The organism is Thermocrinis minervae, assembly GCF_900142435.1.
Classification (GTDB): Bacteria; Aquificota; Aquificia; order Aquificales; family Aquificaceae; genus Thermocrinis_A; species Thermocrinis_A minervae.
Genome location: NZ_LT670846.1, coordinates 1351301 through 1367821, shown reverse-complemented (window position 1 = coordinate 1367821; position 16521 = coordinate 1351301). Strand labels below are relative to the sequence as shown.

Genomic DNA, 16521 nt, shown 5'->3' with positions numbered 1-16521 from the left:
AGGGCTTTAGGGAGAGCTTGCAGTGAGAAGATGAAGGCGAAGGCACCACCCAGTATAGTCAGGATAGCAGAGGCAAGGTCTCCTATCCTCCTCCCAAATAAACCTACCAGTACAAAGCTAACTAAAGGTGAAAAAAGAATGAGACTTTCCATATTAACCTCTCATATCTGTTATTTCATCCGTAGAATCCACCTTTCTCAACCTAAAGATAGCTATTATTATACCAAGGCCTACGGCAGCTTCTGCAGCTGCTAAAGCTATAACGAACAAGGCGAAAATCTGACCATCTACGAGCTTTAGGTGCGCATCTGCTCCAACGAAGAGAATGTTTACAGCGTTGAGGGCCAGCTCCGTACTCATTAATACTGTGACCAAGTTTCTACGTGCTATCATACCCAGAAGTCCAAGCCCCATCAACAGAACGCTTACCACAAGGTATGCCTCAAGGGGTATCATCTTCATAGGTCCTTGCCTCCTTCCTACCTATAGCTACAGCACCTATTATGGCAACCAAAAGGATCAAAGATACTAGTTCAAAGGCTAAGAAGTATTTACTAAACAGAATAACTCCCACGGCCCTTAAGTTGCCAAGCTCTTCCAACAGTCCTTTTATCTCACCTTTTGGTGATACACCGACACCTACTAGAAACACCAGGATTATTTCAAGGTAGAAAACAAGAAGGAAGGGAAAAGAAAGAAGGGCTTCTACTCGATAGTGGCTGTCTTTCTTGAGAACCTTCTCCCATGGAACAGCTGTAAGCACAAAGACATAGAAGACTGTAACAGCCACCGCGTATATAAGAAGCTGCAAGGCACCTACTAGCTCTGCACCTGCCGTGAAGAAAAGGCCTGCTATGGCTATTAGAGCTGAAAGTAAGGCAAGGATAACGTGGATGGGGTTAGGAAGGATTACAACACCTATTCCCGAAACTATGGCCCATACGGAAAATAGAATAAAGGCCGCATAGAGCATTAGCCCTTTACCTCCGGAAGTTTGAGGTCATTCTCATACCAAAGTCTTTGTCTATGTTCGTCGTCTATCCATATTCTGTCTGGTTCCATTTCCCTTCTTCTTTGCCAATCTCTTCCTATCTTTTCAAGTATTTCAAGGGTAAGTACAGCATCTTTCCTTGTGTAAGAAGCTGTCTCGTGTATGTCACTCATAAACAGGCAATCCACCGGGCATGCGTCCACGCAAAATCCGCAGAAGGTACACAGCATAAGGTTCATGTTGAAAACGCCTACAACTCTCTTGCCGTTGGGAAGCTTTTGACCTTCTATCTGGAAGAGTTCGGGTACAGGGCATGCTCTCTTACAAAGCTGGCACACTACGCACCTACTTCTACCTGGTATAACTTCTATCTTGAATCTCTCTACCCATTCGTCAAAGGCTGGCTGTGGTTCTGTACCGTCTACTACCTTATGTCCATGAAAACCTCTGAAACGCTTGGGAGGAGTTATTTTTTCGTATGGGTAATGTGTGGTTATGGTCCTGCTGAAAGCATGCCTTATGGTTACGGAAAGACCTTTTATAAAGTCAATGAAAAAGATCCTCTCCAGCCAACTTAGAGGTTTGTTGAACACTTTCTTTATCATGTTATTACCTCCATACTATTGGTGCAAAAACTGCCGTTGCTGCAAGGTTTACAAAGGTTAAAGGTAACATAATCTTCCAGGCAGTCTCCGCTATCTGGTCTATCCTATACCTAGGCAAGGTCCAGTGAAGCCAAAGGACAAACAAGAAGAGGAGGGTAACCTTAAGCAAGAACCACACGTAAGGTGAAAGAGGTCCTAGGAAAAAGAGAGGATCCACAAAACCTACGAAAGGTATGTTTATGGGAGACCATCCGCCAAAGAAAAGGACTACAGCTATGGCTGAGAGGGAAAGTACCTCCACATACCATTCCACAAGTGGAAAGAGACCGAACTTCATGCCACCGTACTCGACGGTAAAACCTGTGACTAGCTCTGCCTCCGCCTCCTGTACATCAAAGGGAACTCTTCCCGTCTCTGCGAGCATGGAGAACATGTATAGGACAAAGGCCAGGGGTTGAAGCCACACATACCAGAGCTTTTGTTCTATCTGCTTTTGGACTATTTCGTAAGTGGATAGGCTACCTGCGAGTATTATAGGACCTAGTACTGCGAAGGTTATAACCACCTCATAGGAGACCACTATACCCGCCTTTCTCATAGAGCCTATTAGAGCGTACTTGGAGTTGGAAGCCCATCCTGCTAAGGCTATGCCGTACACTGCCATAGAGCCTAAGGCAAACACCAAAAGAAGCCCTACGTTTACGTCCGTAAGTATAGGCTTTATCTTTATTCCAAATACTTCAAACTCAGGACCGAAGGGAACAACAGCAAAGACAAGGGTAGCAGGTACCAACGCCATAATTAGGGCAAGGTTGTATAGAAACTTGTTCCCGTATCTTGGAAATAGATCTTCCTTGGTTATGAGTTTTAGACCATCTGCTAGCGGTTGTAGAAGACCATGCCAACCCACCACCATGGGACCTGGTCTTCTCTGTATGTGAGCGGCTACCTTTCTCTCCACAAGTGTGAGGTAAGCACCCACGCCTAAGACTATGGCTAGTATCACGACTATCTTTATCAGTATTACCGCTAGGTTTATCAGAAGGCTATCCATGTTCACCTCCTATCTGTCTATCTCTCCCACCACGGGATCTAAGCTCGCCAGTATGGTCACAGCGTCAGCCACAAACCTATCCGTCATAAGCTTAGGGTATATGCAGAGGTTGTACATGGAGCCAGGCCTTATCTTCACTCTGTAAGGTTTTACACCACCTGTGGAGTATATGTAAAAGCCTAGCTCTCCACGCGGGTTTTCTCCTGAAGAATATATCTCACCTTCTGGCACCTTTAGACCTATGCCATCCAGGCTGAGTTTTATCTTTTTGGGATCTGGGGATTCTGCAAAGAAGGGCGCATCCTTTGGCATGGACTCAAGCTTGGCAACACACTGTTCTACTATCCTTAGGCTTTGTCTCATTTCCTCTAACCTTACCAAGTACCTGTCATAGGCATCTCCTTTTTCTCCTACAGGCACGTCAAACTCTACCCATTCATAAGCATCGTAAGGTTCCAGCTTTCTTATGTCATAGGGTACTCCTGATCCCCTGGCTACTGGACCAGTAAGTCCATAGAAGTACACATCTTCTTCCGTTATTATCCCTACGTCTATGTTCCTCCTTAGCCATACTCTGTTTCTGCTAAGTATGGTTTCCCAATCCTTAAGCTCTTTTGGAAACCTCTTTATGAAGGCCTTTATCACCTCGAGGGCACCTTCTGGTAGATCCATTCTAACACCACCCACCCTCGGGTAAGATATGGTAAACCTTGCACCCGTTATACCTTCTATTATGTCCATAAGCTTTTCTCTTTCTTTAAAAGCATACAGGAATATAGTCAGAGCTCCTAGATCAAGAGCGTACGTACCGAGCCATAGCAGGTGAGAGTTTATCCTTTGAAGTTCTGACATCATAGTCCTTATGTACTTTGCCTTTTCTGGAACGAGGTCTTCTATGCCGAGAAGCCTTTCGACAGCTACTACCCAAGCTTGGTTGGAGCACAGGGCAGATATATAATCCATACGATCTGTGTAGACCAAGAACTGGTTATACATTTGATTTTCGGCCAACTTTTCCACACCTCTGTGAAGCTGGCCAAGGATTACATCACACTGAACTACCCTCTCACCTTCCAAGTCAAACAAAAACCACATAGTTCCGTGAGTCCCTGGGTGTAAAGGACCCCAGTTGAGGACTATCTGGGCCTTCTTCTGAAGCCTTTTCTTTTGAGTTATCTCTAAGTCTTCTAGTGTAGGTACAGCTGTATGCATACGTTCATAGTTCATAAGACCCTGGAGGTTGTCTCCTCTCATTACTTCGTTGAGCGACGGTAGATACTCGTTGGGATAACCCTCAAGGGGAAAGTCTTTCCTGAGTGGATGGTAGGGATATGTCTCCCACATGAAGGCCCTGACTAGGTTTTCGTGACCTTCGTAGTAGATGCCAAACATATCGTAGCATTCCCTTTCTGCCCACTTACCAGCAAACCATAGTTTCTCTATTGTGGGAAGGGTACCATCTGTCCAAGTCTTTACCACTACCCTTTTTCTTTCAGGTACGTTGTAGAGGATGTAAAAGGCCTGAAACCTTGGCTTTCTGTCTGGAAAGTCTACGACCGAGTGATCTAAGAAAAGCTTGTAGCCCTTCTCCTCCTTTAGAGTTTTGAGAAGGTCTATAAGCTTATCCTTTGAGATTTCAAGGTAAGTTATAGTCCTTTCTTCTACTACCTTTAAACCCTCAAAACGTGCCTTTAGATCCTCAAAGTCGGAAGCTCTAGCCCAAGGCATCAAAAAACCTCCAGGGAAGTATAAATTTAGTCAATTCTTTCCTCCTCAAACTGCCAATCTAGGGCACCGGTTCTCCAGGCGTAGAGAAGACCGTAGGTCAGTATGAGTATAAATATTACCATCTCAGTAAAGCCTAAGAAGCCTAGATTCTTGTAAACTACAGCCCAAGGGAAGAGAAAGGCTGCTTCTATATCAAAGAGAAGGAGCATAAGGCCCAGAAGGTAATAGCCTTGATGGAAGGTATTTTGAGCACTCTTGTCGTAGAGGGGAACGCCACACTCATAAGGGTAGTCTTCCATAGGATCGGGAGTTTTAGGACCTAGAAGGTAGTTCAAGGAGATAAGCACAAGGGCCAAACCTAGCATTATGAAAAAGAAGACAAGTAAACCAAGGTACTCCATGCCTACCACCCCTTAAAGAGAACTTCAGCTGCTACGCTTATGTAAGGCCATATAAGCAAAGGTAATGCTCCTAAAAGTACCACCAAAACAGATAAAAGTCCTAGTAAAAACCTTTCACTTAAACTAGGCCTAAGGATACTTTCTTGTGTCCCTTCTTTCATAAAGGTAAGGACCACAAGTCTCAGATAGTAGCCCGTGGATATAGCTGTTGACAGTATCATCACAAAAGCCAACCACCATAGCTGTTTTTCAGAAAGGCTCATGAAGACCAACGCCTTTCCTACAAAACCCACCGTAGGTGGAACACCCAGAAGGGCGAACATAAACACGGCAAAGTAAGAAGCTACAGAGGGGTTCCAAAAGCGCATACCTGAAAAATCTTCTAACCTATTCTGCCAATCGGGCAACCTTTCTAGGACTGTCAAGACTAGAAAACTCCCTATACCCATAAAGGCATAAGCTACTAAGAAGTAAAGGGCAGCTTTTAGACCTATAACCTTTGCCACAGCTATGGCGGACATTATGTAGCCTGAGTGAGCTATTGATGAGTAGGCAAGCATCCTCTTTACATCCTTCTGCACTAAAGCTACTAGGTTTCCGTAGAGCATGGTAAGGGCTGCGATTATGGAGATGGTGTAGACCCAGGCGTTTTCAAAGTGTGATTGCACTAGGGGCATTATCCTAAGGAGTGGTGCAAAGAAGGCTATCTTGCCAAAGGATGCCATGTAACCAGTTATAGGAGTAGGTGCTCCTTGATAGGCATCAGGAAGCCAGAAGTGGAAAGGCACAGCACCTATCTTTATAGCAAACCCAAAGAGGAAGAACACAAGGCCCAGAATAAGCAAGCGTTTGTCTTCCCCTATGTGTGACAGTATGTACCTTAAGTCTAAGGATCCCGAGTATAGGTACATAAAACCGGCTCCGTACGAAGCTATGGCTATGCTAAGGCCTCCGAGTATCAGGTACTTAAAGGCACCCTCCTTTGAAAGGAAGTCTCCCCTGAGCAGGGATATCATTATGTAGAAGGATATGGAAACCACTTCAAGGGCTACGTAGAGTATTATCAAGTTGTAGGAACTTGTCAAGAACATACCACCTAAAAGGCAGAAGGCCAATATGTAGTAGAACTCACCATAAAGGGACCTCTTTGCTTTGTAGTAGTTGTAAGTAAATGCAAGAAGAAGCATCGTTAGTACAAGAGCTACAGCTTGCAGAAGAGAAGAAACCGGATCTCTAATATAAAGGCCGTAGAAGGTAGATCCAGAAAGTCCTGGGTTTAGGAGTATGTACAGTAGGGAAATTAGGTAGCCGGTAATGCTTACCGTGGTGAACAGAGCATGGTTTACTCTTTTATGTATAAGGTGGAGGGTAAAAAGGGTAAAAGCCGTCACTAGAACTATCAGCTCTGGTACTACCAAGGATAGGTTGGGGAACTCTATCTGCACTTGCTCTCTCAAGGCGAACCTCCTACGAGTAGAAGAATCTTTTTAACCACATGATCAAAGAACCCAAAAATCAAGCTTGGGAAAAGACCCACTACAGGCATAAGAAGTACAACAGATAGGAAGGCTGCTAACTTAAACCCTCTTATGTCAGTAAAGTGTATAAGCCTACTTTCTTCTTTTGTGTCCAGGTAGAGGGTTTTTAACATATAAAGTATGTAAATGGCGCTAAAGAAGGCGCCAGTCACAACCAACAGGGCCCATACAGTGGACCACTCCCTGGCACCTACGATGGTTAAGAACTTACCCCAGAAGGAAGAACCACCAGGTAAACCCATGGAAGAAAAGCCTGTTATGACTACGAGGACAGCAAACAGTGGCATAAACTTCACGCTGCCCTTCAGGTACTCCATGTTGAAAGTGTGGAGTCTGTTGTATATAAAGCCTGCCATCATAAACAGAGCAGAGGATGTAAGACCATGGGCGAACATCTCTGTAACGCTTGCTTTCATTCCAGAAAGGTTAAGTAGGAACATACCAGTCACAACAAAACCCATATGGCTTACAGAAGAGTAAGCCACAAATCTCTTTATGTTGTTCTGACTTATGGTAAACCAGGAAGCGAAGACTGTGGTAGCTATACCCCAAAGCACTAGGTACGGAGAAAGTAGTTTAGTTACTTCCGGGAACAATCCTACGTTAAACCTCAGGAGTGCGTATGTACCCATCTTTAGAAGTATGGCAGCAAGAACTACGGAACCAGCCGTTGGTGCTTCACCATGAGCATCAGGAAGCCATGTATGGAAAGGCACTATAGGTGTTTTGACTGCAAAGGCTATAAAGAATAGAAGAAACAGGAATATACCAAAGTAAAGATCATAGTGATTTTTCATCAAATCAAAGTAGCTAAACGAATAAGTACCAAACTGTTTTTTATGCTCTACCGCAAGGCTTACTATTCCTAAGAGCAAAAACAGGGATGAAACAAAAATGTATATAAAGAATTTATAAGCTGAATAAAGTCTTAGCTTGTAGCCCCATATTCCTATCACAAAGAACATGGGAACGAGTACAAGCTCGTAGAAAACGTAAAAGACGATAAGGTCCCAGCTCGAGAACACAGCCACAAGAAAGGACTCTGTAAGTAAAAACCACAGGTAATATTCCTTTAGTCTTCTCTGAACTTGAACATCTCTTATGGACCACATGATAGCTGTCAAAGAAACTAGGGTAGTGAGCATGTACATTAACAGCGAAAGGCCATCAAGGCCTAGAGAAAACTTTATGTTTAGCTCGGGTAGTATGTTGTACTCTTCGTAGAACTGTACCCTAGACGTATCGGAGAAGTCAAAGTTAAGGAGAACTATAAGAGAAAGACCAAAAGTCAAAGCAGAAAAGGTAAGCGCTATCCATTTAGAATAAGTTTCTTTCAGCTTAAGTAATACAAGTGCTCCAATCAATGGTATCAGCATACTGATAGACAGGTATGGAAACGTTGCATACACCTTTTCCATGGGTTACCTCAGAGACAGTATTATTACAGCAAGTATGATAATTATACCTACGAGTAGAAAGGTAACGTAGTTGTTTAGCAAGCCTGTTTGTATGTTTCGGGTTTTGTTACCTGTTTTAAAAGCAAGCTTTGCAAGTCCGTTGACTAAAAGGTCTACAACCTTTATGTCAAGTTTCATCCATAGGAACCTGGTACCTTTTAAGAACACGTGTTTCAGCAGGTTTATAAACCCATCTATCATTACTCTATCAACAACTAGGAAGAGGCCTTTAGAAAGGTTCATATAACCTGCGGCCAGCACTTTGTGGTAGAGTTTTTCGGTGAAGAACTGTTCTTTTAATGTAGTGTGTAAGGGTTTAAGGGCTTGGTAGAGTTTTTCAGGGTCTGGGCTTCTCCTGACAAAAACCATGTAGGCCAACGCTATACCAGTTAAAGCTACAAAGGTGGAGATAAGGGCTATGTTTAGGTGAAGCTCCTCTTTATGACCAAACAACTCAGAATACACACCATGAGCAAAACCTGCAAACACAGCAAACACAGCAAGCACAAGCATAGGAACCAACATCACAGGAGGACTCTCATGAGGTTCCTCCTCACTCCTTTCTTCTCCATAAAACATCACAAAAAACTCCCTGAATATGTAGTAAGCCGTAAGGAGGCTTACAAAACTCACGAGTACACCAAGGGCAAAGGACATACCGTATGCGCTTGCCAGTATCATATCCTTGCTCCAAAAACCAGACAGAGGGAATACTCCAGCAAGGGCCAATGCACCAACCAAGAACATACCATACGTCACAGGCATGTACCTTTTTAACGCACCCACCTCGTATATGTCGTGAACCTTGTGGTGGAAGGAATGTATAACAGAGCCAGCAGCCAAGAAGAGTAGAGCTTTGAAGAAGGCGTGGGTAGTAAGGTGGAACATAGCTGCAACTTTATTACCCACACCAAGAGCAACGTACATAAGACCAAGCTGACTCATAGTAGAGAAGGCTATTATCTTCTTTATGTCTGTGTGTGAGGTAGCTGCAAGGGCTGCGAAGAGGGCGGTTAGACTACCCACCACGAGTACCACTTTGAGGCTTTCGGGAGCACTCTCGAAGACAGGGTAGACCCTAGCCACCAGGTACACACCGGCGGCGACCATAGTAGCAGCGTGGAGCAGGGCAGAGACAGGTGTGGGGCCAGCCATAGCATTAGGGAGCCATGTATGAAGAGGCAACTGACCAGACTTACCCACAGATCCACCAAACAGAAGCAAGGCACACAGACCAAGTAGGTTCTTGTCCACAGACTGAGTCTTTTGGAATATTTCAGGAAGCTCAAGGCTTCCAAACAGGTAGAAGGCAAATATAACACCGAAGATAAAGAACCAGTCGCCTATTCTGTTTAGGACGAAGGCCTCCAAGGAGGCGTTTGTAGCCTTCTTTTGAGTGTGGAAGTAGCCTATGAGTAGGTAGGAAGCAAGGCCAACACCTTCCCAACCTACGAAGATACCAAGGAGGTTGTCAGAGAGGACTATAAGTAGCATAGCAAATAGGAACAGAGACAGGTAAGCGTAGAACTTGTAGGTCCATTGGCCGAAGAGGTTTTCCATGTAGCCTATGGAGTAGATGAATATCAGGGTAGCCACGAAGGTGACCACGGAAGTGGTTATGGAGGAGAGGGCATCCAGGTATATGCCTAGTGAGAGGGTGTAGTTTCCTAGGGGTAAAAATTCGTAGAGTTTTATGTGTATAGGGTTTTGGAGGGCTTTAGGGAGAGCTTGCAGTGAGAAGATGAAGGCGAAGGCACCACCCAGTATAGTCAGGATAGCAGAGGCAAGGTCTCCTATCCTCCTCCCTAATAAACCTACCAATACAAAGCTAACTAAAGGTGAAAAAAGAATGAGAGCATGCTCCATCCTACTCCCTCAGGTACGTTATCTCGGAAGAACCTTCATAACCTTTCAACCTAAAGATAGCTACCACTAGTCCCAAGCCTACAGCTACCTCAGCGGCCGCAACTGTTAGCACAAACAGAGCAAAAACCTGCCCTTCTGTAGCACCTACCATCCTATCCATGACAACCAAAGCCAAGTTAGTCCCATTTAGCATAAGTTCAGTACTGAGTAGTATGGTTATAAGGTTCTTCCTTATGATAACACCGAGGAAGCCCAACAGGAATAAAAAAATGCTTATAAGTATATAAGCTTTCTCTATAGTCACTCCTTCCTCCCGATTAGGATTGCTCCTATCATAGCCACTAATAGTATAACAGCACTTATCTCAAGAGGGAAAAGATATTGAGTAAATAAGAGCTTTCCTATGGCTTTTATATCGCTCTGTGGTTCTTGAATTTTCTGAACTGTAAAACCTTTGAGAACCAAGTAACTTATGGCCAAAAAGGCCACAGTTATGAAGGGTAAGGATGCCAGGAGTTCCTTCTTGTATATACCCTCAAACTTCTTTACCTTCTCCCAAGGTACCGCAGTGATTATAAGCACGTAGAACACCACTATGGCCACGGCGTATATGATGAGCTGTAGACCTGCCAAAAGTTCTGCCTTAAGATGCAAGAACATTCCTGAAAGTGCAAGAACTAAAGAAAGGAAGGATAGTATGGCATGTACTGGATTTCTAAGGAATACTACACCAAGACCTGACAGAACAGCCCACAGACTCAGAAACCCAAAGATCAACCACTCCATTCTATCTTACCCCAAAGCTTTTCCCTGTGCTTGTCGTCTATCCATATCCTGTCAGGTTCATCTCCTCTTCTCTTTTTCCAGTCTATGGCATTCCTGTCAAGGTCATCCTTATGAAGTACGGCATCTCTTCTCGAGTAGCAGGCAAGTTCATAGAGGTCTGTCATGGTAAGACATCCAACAGGACAAGCGTCAACGCACAGACCACAGAAAAGACAGTTCAAAAGGTTCATGTCAAACCTCACCACCTTCTTCCTGCCGTCTGGCATCTGTACAGCCTCTATCCTGAACAGAGAAGGCATGGGACAGGCCGTCTGACACATATAGCAGGCCACGCATCTACTCTTCCCTTTCTCATAGGACATGAACTTTTCTATGGCCTGTAGGGAGGGAGGTTCTGTACCATCCCATACAAAATGTCCATGTGCCCCTCTGTAACGCTTTGGAGGTGTGAGCTTCTCTACAGGGTAGTTGGTGGTTATAGGACTTCTCAGGAGATTCCTAAGGGTTACCGAAAGGCCCTTTATAAAATCCACGAAAAAGACCGTCTCCAACAAGCTTAGAAAGTCCTTTCTGTTTACCTTCTTTATAGCCATGGCCTTTAATATTCTATCCAGAAGAGGCTTACGTATCAAGATGTTATGACTAACATCATCAAACTACAAAGGTGTTCGATCATCGTCCTGTGGAGTTAAATTAATAGGCATGTGCGGTATATTTGGAATCTTCAACGTTGAGCATGCGCAGAAGTACGCCTTCTACGGCATATATGCCTTGCAGCACAGGGGGCAGGAAAGTGTGGGAATAGCTGTCTCGGACCTTGCAGACATCAAGCTCATAAAAAGATCGGGGCTAGTATTGGAGGCCATAAGTAAGGAAGATATAGAAAGCTTAGAGGGTAGTATAGCAATAGCTCATGTGAGGTACTCTACGGCTGGAGACCTTGGGCTTACCAATGCTCAACCTTTTTTGAAGGAAACACCCTTTGGAAAGGTAGCCTTAGTCCACAATGGCAACCTTGTAAACTACACAAGCCTAAAGGCTGAGTTAGAAAAAGAAGGAGTTAGCTTTGAACATACCTCTGACAGTGAGCTCTTTCTGGCTTTACTTGGTAGGGGAACGTATGTACCAGAGTCTATATCCATGAACCCGTTAGATGAAGAGCTTTTACCTCATATCTTTTATGCACTTAGCAGGGTAAAAGGAGCCTACAGCCTTATCTATCTCTTCAAAGACAAGCTTATAGCAGCCAGGGATCCTTACGGCTTTAGACCGCTTCTCATGGGAAGGCTAAAGGACGCTGTTCTCTTTGCCTCTGAGAGCTGTGCTTTTGATATACTCGGAGCTCAGTTCTTCAGAGAAGTAAAACCTGGTGAGGTAGTAGTGGTAGACTTCCATGGTATAAGGAGCTACTTTCCCTTTAAGAGTCCAAGAAAAGCTATGTGTATATTTGAGTTCGTCTACTTTTCTAAGCCAGAGAGTTACATATTCGGAGACTGGGTCTATAACGTAAGAAAGAGTATGGGAAGACAGCTGGCTATAGAGGATGATGTGGATGCTGACGTAGTGGTTCCAGTACCAGACTCGGGCATAGTACCCGCTATAGGTTATTCACAGGAAAAGTCCATACCCTTAGAGCTTGGCCTTATAAGAAACCACTATGTGGGAAGGAGCTTTATAGAACCTACGCAAGAACTCAGGGATGTTAAAGTCCTGATGAAGTTCAACGCCAACAGGCCAGTACTTGAAGGTAAAAGAGTGGTGGTAATAGATGACTCTTTGGTGAGAGGTACAACCTCTAAGAAGATAGTGAGTATGCTGAGAAAGGCAGGGGCCAAGGAGGTACACATGAGGATAGCTTCTCCTCCAGTTATAGGACCATGTTACTATGGCATAGACACACCCACTAGGGAAGAGCTCATAGCCTGTAAATTGAACCAGGAGGACATAAGGAAGTTTATAGGTGCTGATAGTTTAAGGTACCTTTCTCTTGAAGGTTTAAGGTCGTGTGTAAAAAACTACCAAGAGTTTTGCGATGCTTGCTTTAGTAATGTGTATCCTATACCTTTGGAGGATGAGTCTTGCCTTTCAAAGACCTGAGGGATTTTCTAAAAGTCCTTGAAAAGGAGAAGGAGCTCATCAGGATAAGGGAGGAAGTTTCTCCCATACTGGAGATAACGGAGATAACAGACAGAACATGTAAGCTTAAAGGTGGTGGAAAGGCCCTTCTCTTTGAAAAGGTGAAGGATTATCCAGGACATAGGATCCTTACCAACATGCTAGGATCCGAAAGGAGGATAAAGCTAGCCCTTGGCTATGAAAACTTAGAAGACATAGGCTGGAAGCTCTATAAACTGTTAAGGCCTGAAATACCCCATACCTTCCTTGACAAGCTAAAGAAGCTTCCAGAGCTTAAAAAGTTGAACGACTCCCTTCCAAAAGTGGTAAAGGATGGACCTGTAAGGGAGAACGTAAAAAAGGATAGGATAGACGTGCTTGAGTTTCCTATACTCAAATGCTGGCCCGAGGACGGTGGAAGGTATATTACCTTTGGTCAGGTTATCACGAAAGATCCCGAAAGCGGCATAAGGAACGTGGGCCTCTACAGGGTTCAAGTTTTATCTTCCACAGAGCTGGCTCTGCACTGGCAGATCCACAAAGATGGAAATCATCACTACTGGAAGGCAAAAAGGCTTGGAAAAAAGCTGGAGGTTGCCATAGCTATAGGTGGTGATCCTGTACTGTCCTACGTGGCCTCCGCTCCCCTTCCACCAGAGGTAGATGAATATCTCTTTGCGGGGCTTATAAGAGAAGAGGGTGTGGAACTCATAAAGGGTATCACGGTAGACCTTGAATACCCAGCCTATTCGGAGATAGTCATAGAAGGGTACGTGGACCCTGAGGAACCACTAGTGGACGAAGGACCTTTTGGAGATCATACGGGCTTTTATACTCCCGTGGACAAGTATCCAAAGATGCACATAACGGCCATCCTTCACAGGAAGGATCCCATATACCTGGCTACTATAGTGGGCATACCACCGCAGGAGGACAAGTACATAGGCTGGGCAACGGAGAGGATCTTTCTACCCCTTATAAAGTTCAACCTTCCTGAGGTAGTAGACTACCACTTACCGGCAGAGGGAGTCTTCCACAACTTCTGTTTTGTATCCATAAAGAAGCGCTATCCAGGACATGCCTTTAAGGTAGCTTACGCCCTCTTGGGACTAGGTCTTATGTCCCTTACCAAACATATAGTAGTCTTTGATGAAGATATAGATGTGCATGACTTTGGCCAAGTGCTTTGGGCTTGGGGTAACAACGTGGACCCATCGAGGGATGTCCTTATCCTGAAAGGACCCATAGATGTGCTCGACCACTCTACTAACGAAGTAGGCTTTGGTGGCAAGATGATAGTGGATGCCACAACCAAGTGGAAAGAAGAAGGTTACACAAGACAGTGGCCAAAGGTCATAAGTATGTCTGAAGAAGTAAAGAAGAGGATAGATCAAATATGGAAAAGACTCGGGATAGAGTAGAGCTTTTTTCGCATGTAGAACCTTTAGATCCAGAAAAGCACAAAAACCTAAGATGGGAATGTCTAAAGAGTTCGTGTAGCGTTCAGTGTTGTAGACAACCTACCAGAAGCTCTATAGTGCTGGAGGAGCTTATACCACTTTCAAGGTACTTTCCTGTGGTCTTTACCGTTGAAGTGGATAAAGAAGGAGAGGAAGAAAAGCTGCTGTGTGTTTACTTTAGGCTTGATGAAGCAGACAGGTGTGTGTACTTGAAGGATGGTTTGGGTTGCCTCCTCGGAAAAGATAAGCCTTACGCCTGCAGACAGTACCCTTTTCTTATAAGAGGTGACAGCTTGTTTGTAGACTTTACGTGTCCTGGTTTTTCAGAGGACCAAGGTGAGCCTATCTTTCTTGATAAAGATCTAAACCCTTATTTCCTGGAGGAGTTTATCCAGTACTCCTTGAGGATAAACCAGCAGATGGAAGAAACCAAGAGGTTTGTGAAAGAGCTCTTCTCATTGGGAATAATAGTGGGTGGAAAGTATGTAATGGAAGGGAAGGAGATAAGCTTTAACTTTGTGGACGAGGAGAAGCTCATGGCCCTTCCTAAGAAAATCCTCGTGGAATTACAGAGGAAAGGTTACCTCAGGTACATATATGCACATCTTAACTCTTTGGACAACTTTGAAAAGCTTTTCAATCAAGTTTGCCAAGGTAGGCAAGAAGGGCCGTAATTGTGGCCGGTGTTATGCCGTCTATGCGTGAAGCTTGTCCTACTGTTAGGGGTCTGAACTTCTTTAGCTTCTCTCTGGCTTCCGTCGTAAGACCAGGTACTTTGTCGTAGTCTATATCGGGTGGCAGAAGTGTATCCTCCAGCTTCTTAAGTCTTTCGTTTAACTTCCTTTCTCTTTCTATGTAAGGCTCGTACTTTAGTTCTATCTCTACCTCTTCTGCCACATATGGATCTTTAGGCACATCAAAACCAAAGGAAGTAAGATCAGAGAGGGTGAATTCGGCCGTCAGAAGCTGTGAAGGTGTGTACGGCCTTGAATCTTGGCCTACTGCTACTACTACCTTCTGTGTTTTGTAGAATTCTATCCATTCCCTTATTTGCTTTTCCTTGTCCTGGACTAGCTTGTACTGTTCTTCCGTCAGAAGACCTAGCTCCCTACCCAACTTAGCAAGTCTTAGGATGGCATTGTCTTGTCTAAGGTATAGTCTCCACTCGGAGCGAGAGGTGAAGAGTCTGTAGGGTTCAAATACACCTTTGGTAGTAAGGTCGTCTATCATCACGCCTATGTAACTCTCGTCTCTCCTTAGGTAGATGGGTTCTTTGCCAAAAGCTCTGAGGGCAGCGTTTATGCCTGCTAGTATGCCCTGACCTGCAGCCTCTTCGTACCCTGTGGTACCGTTCAAGTTTCCAGCGTGGAAAAGCCCTTTTATCTTTTTGGTTTCAAGGGTTGGGTATAGCTCTGTGGGAGAAACTACGTCGTACTCTATGGCGTAGGCCGGTCTTATAAGCTCCACCTTTTCAAGTCCTGGTATGGATCTGTATAGTTCCCACTGGATCTCCTCAGGTAGAGAGGTGGAAAGGCCATTGGGGTATATCTCTATGGTGTCCAGACCTTCCGGTTCCAAGAATATCTGGTGCCTCTCCTTGTCTGGAAACTTGACCACCTTGTCTTCTATGGAAGGACAGTACCTGGGTCCTATACCCTTTATGAGGCCACCGTAGAGTGCAGTCCTATGAAGGTTTTTCCTTATTATCTCGTGCGTTTTTGGTGTGGTGTAGGTTATCCAGCAGTTTACTTGTGGTTTCCCCTTTTCAAAGTAGTAGGTGCCTACTGGATCCGTCCAGAAGGAGAATTTAGGCGGCGGGTCATCTCCTGGTGCTACCTCAAGGGAAGAAAAATCTATGGTTCTCTTGTCTAACCTTGCTGGTGTGCCAGTTTTAAACCTCATCATGGTAAAGCCGTATCTCTTGTAGAATTCAGAAAGGCCCTCTGACCTTGGCTCCCATGCTCTACCTGCCGGGAAGGTCTTGTCACCTATGTATATAAGACCGTTGAGAAAGGTACCAGTTGCTACTACTACCGCTTTAGTTTTGTACTCGAGTCCAAGTTTTGTTCTTACAGCGACAACCCTTCCATCTTCTACTATTATGTCCACGACCTCATCTTGCTTTATGTAAAGGTTTTCTTGGTTTTCACAGACTTTTTTCATGTACTCCCTGTAGCGCTTTTTATCTGCCTGAGCCCTCGGAGACCATACAGCCTTACCTTTACGGGTGTTTAGCATCTTAAACTGTATGCCCGTTTGATCTATGGCCTTACCCATCTCGCCACCCAAAGCGTCTATTTCTCTTACCACTATACCCTTTGCTATACCTCCTATGGCAGGGTTGCAGGACATCTGGCCTATGTTGTCGGCGTTTAGGACGAACATGACTGTCTTTGCGCCCATACGGGCGGCGGCTAGGGCTGCTTCTATACCCGCATGCCCTCCACCGATTACCACTACGTCAAACTCTTCAACTAGCATAGTAATGTAATTTATGCATCCACGGTGGATAATATTTCA

General features: G+C 44.6%; 16 protein-coding genes. 3 read left to right on the top strand and 13 right to left on the bottom strand.

Features of this window, described 5'->3' with window-relative positions; genetic code table 11:
* Positions 1-153 precede the first annotated feature (153 nt).
* Genes nuoK (B5444_RS07615) through B5444_RS07560 form a run of 12 tightly spaced genes read right to left on the bottom strand, consistent with a single transcriptional unit; the run spans position 154 to position 11019 of the window.
* Positions 154-462 carry an NADH-quinone oxidoreductase subunit NuoK gene (gene nuoK, locus B5444_RS07615; protein ID WP_079654612.1) on the bottom strand — a complete coding sequence of 103 codons (309 nt, stop codon included), beginning with the start codon at positions 460-462 and terminating at the stop codon, positions 154-156.
* A complete protein-coding gene (locus tag B5444_RS07610; protein ID WP_079654611.1) occupies positions 443-973 on the bottom strand; it encodes an NADH-quinone oxidoreductase subunit J family protein in 531 nt (176 codons plus the stop codon). The genes nuoK (B5444_RS07615) and B5444_RS07610 overlap by 20 nt, the downstream gene beginning before the upstream one ends.
* Positions 973-1596, bottom strand: coding sequence for a NuoI/complex I 23 kDa subunit family protein (locus B5444_RS07605; RefSeq protein WP_079654610.1), 624 nt, complete (start codon positions 1594-1596; stop codon positions 973-975). Before B5444_RS07605 ends, B5444_RS07610 begins: the two co-directional genes overlap by 1 nt.
* Positions 1597-1600: 4 nt before the next feature.
* Entirely contained in the window at positions 1601-2650 is a 1050-nt protein-coding gene (nuoH, locus tag B5444_RS07600) for an NADH-quinone oxidoreductase subunit NuoH (protein WP_079654609.1), read from the bottom strand.
* Between the two features lie 9 nt (positions 2651-2659).
* Positions 2660-4378, bottom strand: coding sequence for an NADH-quinone oxidoreductase subunit D (locus B5444_RS07595; RefSeq protein WP_079654608.1), 1719 nt, complete (start codon positions 4376-4378; stop codon positions 2660-2662).
* A gap of 26 nt (positions 4379-4404) precedes the next feature.
* A complete protein-coding gene (locus B5444_RS07590; RefSeq protein ID WP_079654607.1) occupies positions 4405-4779 on the bottom strand; it encodes an NADH-quinone oxidoreductase subunit A in 375 nt (124 codons plus the stop codon).
* A 2-nt stretch (positions 4780-4781) separates the two neighbouring features.
* Positions 4782-6236 carry an NADH-quinone oxidoreductase subunit N gene (locus B5444_RS07585; protein ID WP_079654606.1) on the bottom strand — a complete coding sequence of 485 codons (1455 nt, stop codon included), beginning with the start codon at positions 6234-6236 and terminating at the stop codon, positions 4782-4784.
* Positions 6233-7735, bottom strand: a complete 1503-nt coding sequence (locus B5444_RS07580) for a complex I subunit 4 family protein (RefSeq protein WP_079654605.1) — start codon at positions 7733-7735, stop codon at positions 6233-6235. Before B5444_RS07580 ends, B5444_RS07585 begins: the two co-directional genes overlap by 4 nt.
* Before the next feature lie 3 nt (positions 7736-7738).
* Positions 7739-9640 carry an NADH-quinone oxidoreductase subunit L gene (nuoL, locus tag B5444_RS07575; protein WP_079654604.1) on the bottom strand — a complete coding sequence of 634 codons (1902 nt, stop codon included), beginning with the start codon at positions 9638-9640 and terminating at the stop codon, positions 7739-7741.
* 1 nt (position 9641) lies between these two features.
* The gene (gene nuoK, locus B5444_RS07570) at positions 9642-9944 is read right to left on the bottom strand and encodes an NADH-quinone oxidoreductase subunit NuoK (protein ID WP_079654603.1); all 303 of its coding nucleotides are present in this window, start codon (positions 9942-9944) and stop codon (positions 9642-9644) included.
* A complete protein-coding gene (locus B5444_RS07565) occupies positions 9941-10426 on the bottom strand; it encodes an NADH-quinone oxidoreductase subunit J family protein (protein ID WP_079654602.1) in 486 nt (161 codons plus the stop codon). The genes nuoK (B5444_RS07570) and B5444_RS07565 overlap by 4 nt, the downstream gene beginning before the upstream one ends.
* On the bottom strand, positions 10414-11019 hold the full coding sequence (locus B5444_RS07560; protein ID WP_079654601.1) for a NuoI/complex I 23 kDa subunit family protein: 606 nt from the start codon (positions 11017-11019) through the stop codon (positions 10414-10416). The genes B5444_RS07565 and B5444_RS07560 overlap by 13 nt, the downstream gene beginning before the upstream one ends.
* A 109-nt stretch (positions 11020-11128) precedes the next feature.
* Here B5444_RS07560 and purF point away from each other — a divergent pair, with 109 nt between their 5' ends.
* From purF to B5444_RS07545, 3 genes are read left to right on the top strand one after another with little or no spacing between them, the layout of a single operon-like run.
* Positions 11129-12523 (top strand): amidophosphoribosyltransferase, encoded by a 1395-nt coding sequence (gene purF / locus B5444_RS07555; protein ID WP_079654600.1) that lies wholly within the window; start codon positions 11129-11131, stop codon positions 12521-12523.
* Positions 12505-13962, top strand: a complete 1458-nt coding sequence (locus B5444_RS07550; RefSeq protein WP_079654599.1) for a menaquinone biosynthesis decarboxylase — start codon at positions 12505-12507, stop codon at positions 13960-13962. The genes purF and B5444_RS07550 overlap by 19 nt, the downstream gene beginning before the upstream one ends.
* Entirely contained in the window at positions 13938-14675 is a 738-nt protein-coding gene (locus B5444_RS07545; RefSeq protein ID WP_079654598.1) for a SapC family protein, read from the top strand. Before B5444_RS07550 ends, B5444_RS07545 begins: the two co-directional genes overlap by 25 nt.
* On the opposite strand, the gene mnmG is transcribed toward B5444_RS07545, so the two are convergent.
* Positions 14638-16482 (bottom strand): tRNA uridine-5-carboxymethylaminomethyl(34) synthesis enzyme MnmG, encoded by a 1845-nt coding sequence (gene mnmG / locus B5444_RS07540; RefSeq protein WP_079654597.1) that lies wholly within the window; start codon positions 16480-16482, stop codon positions 14638-14640. The two genes, B5444_RS07545 and mnmG, sit on opposite strands and share 38 nt — an antisense overlap.
* Positions 16483-16521: the final 39 nt, after the last annotated feature.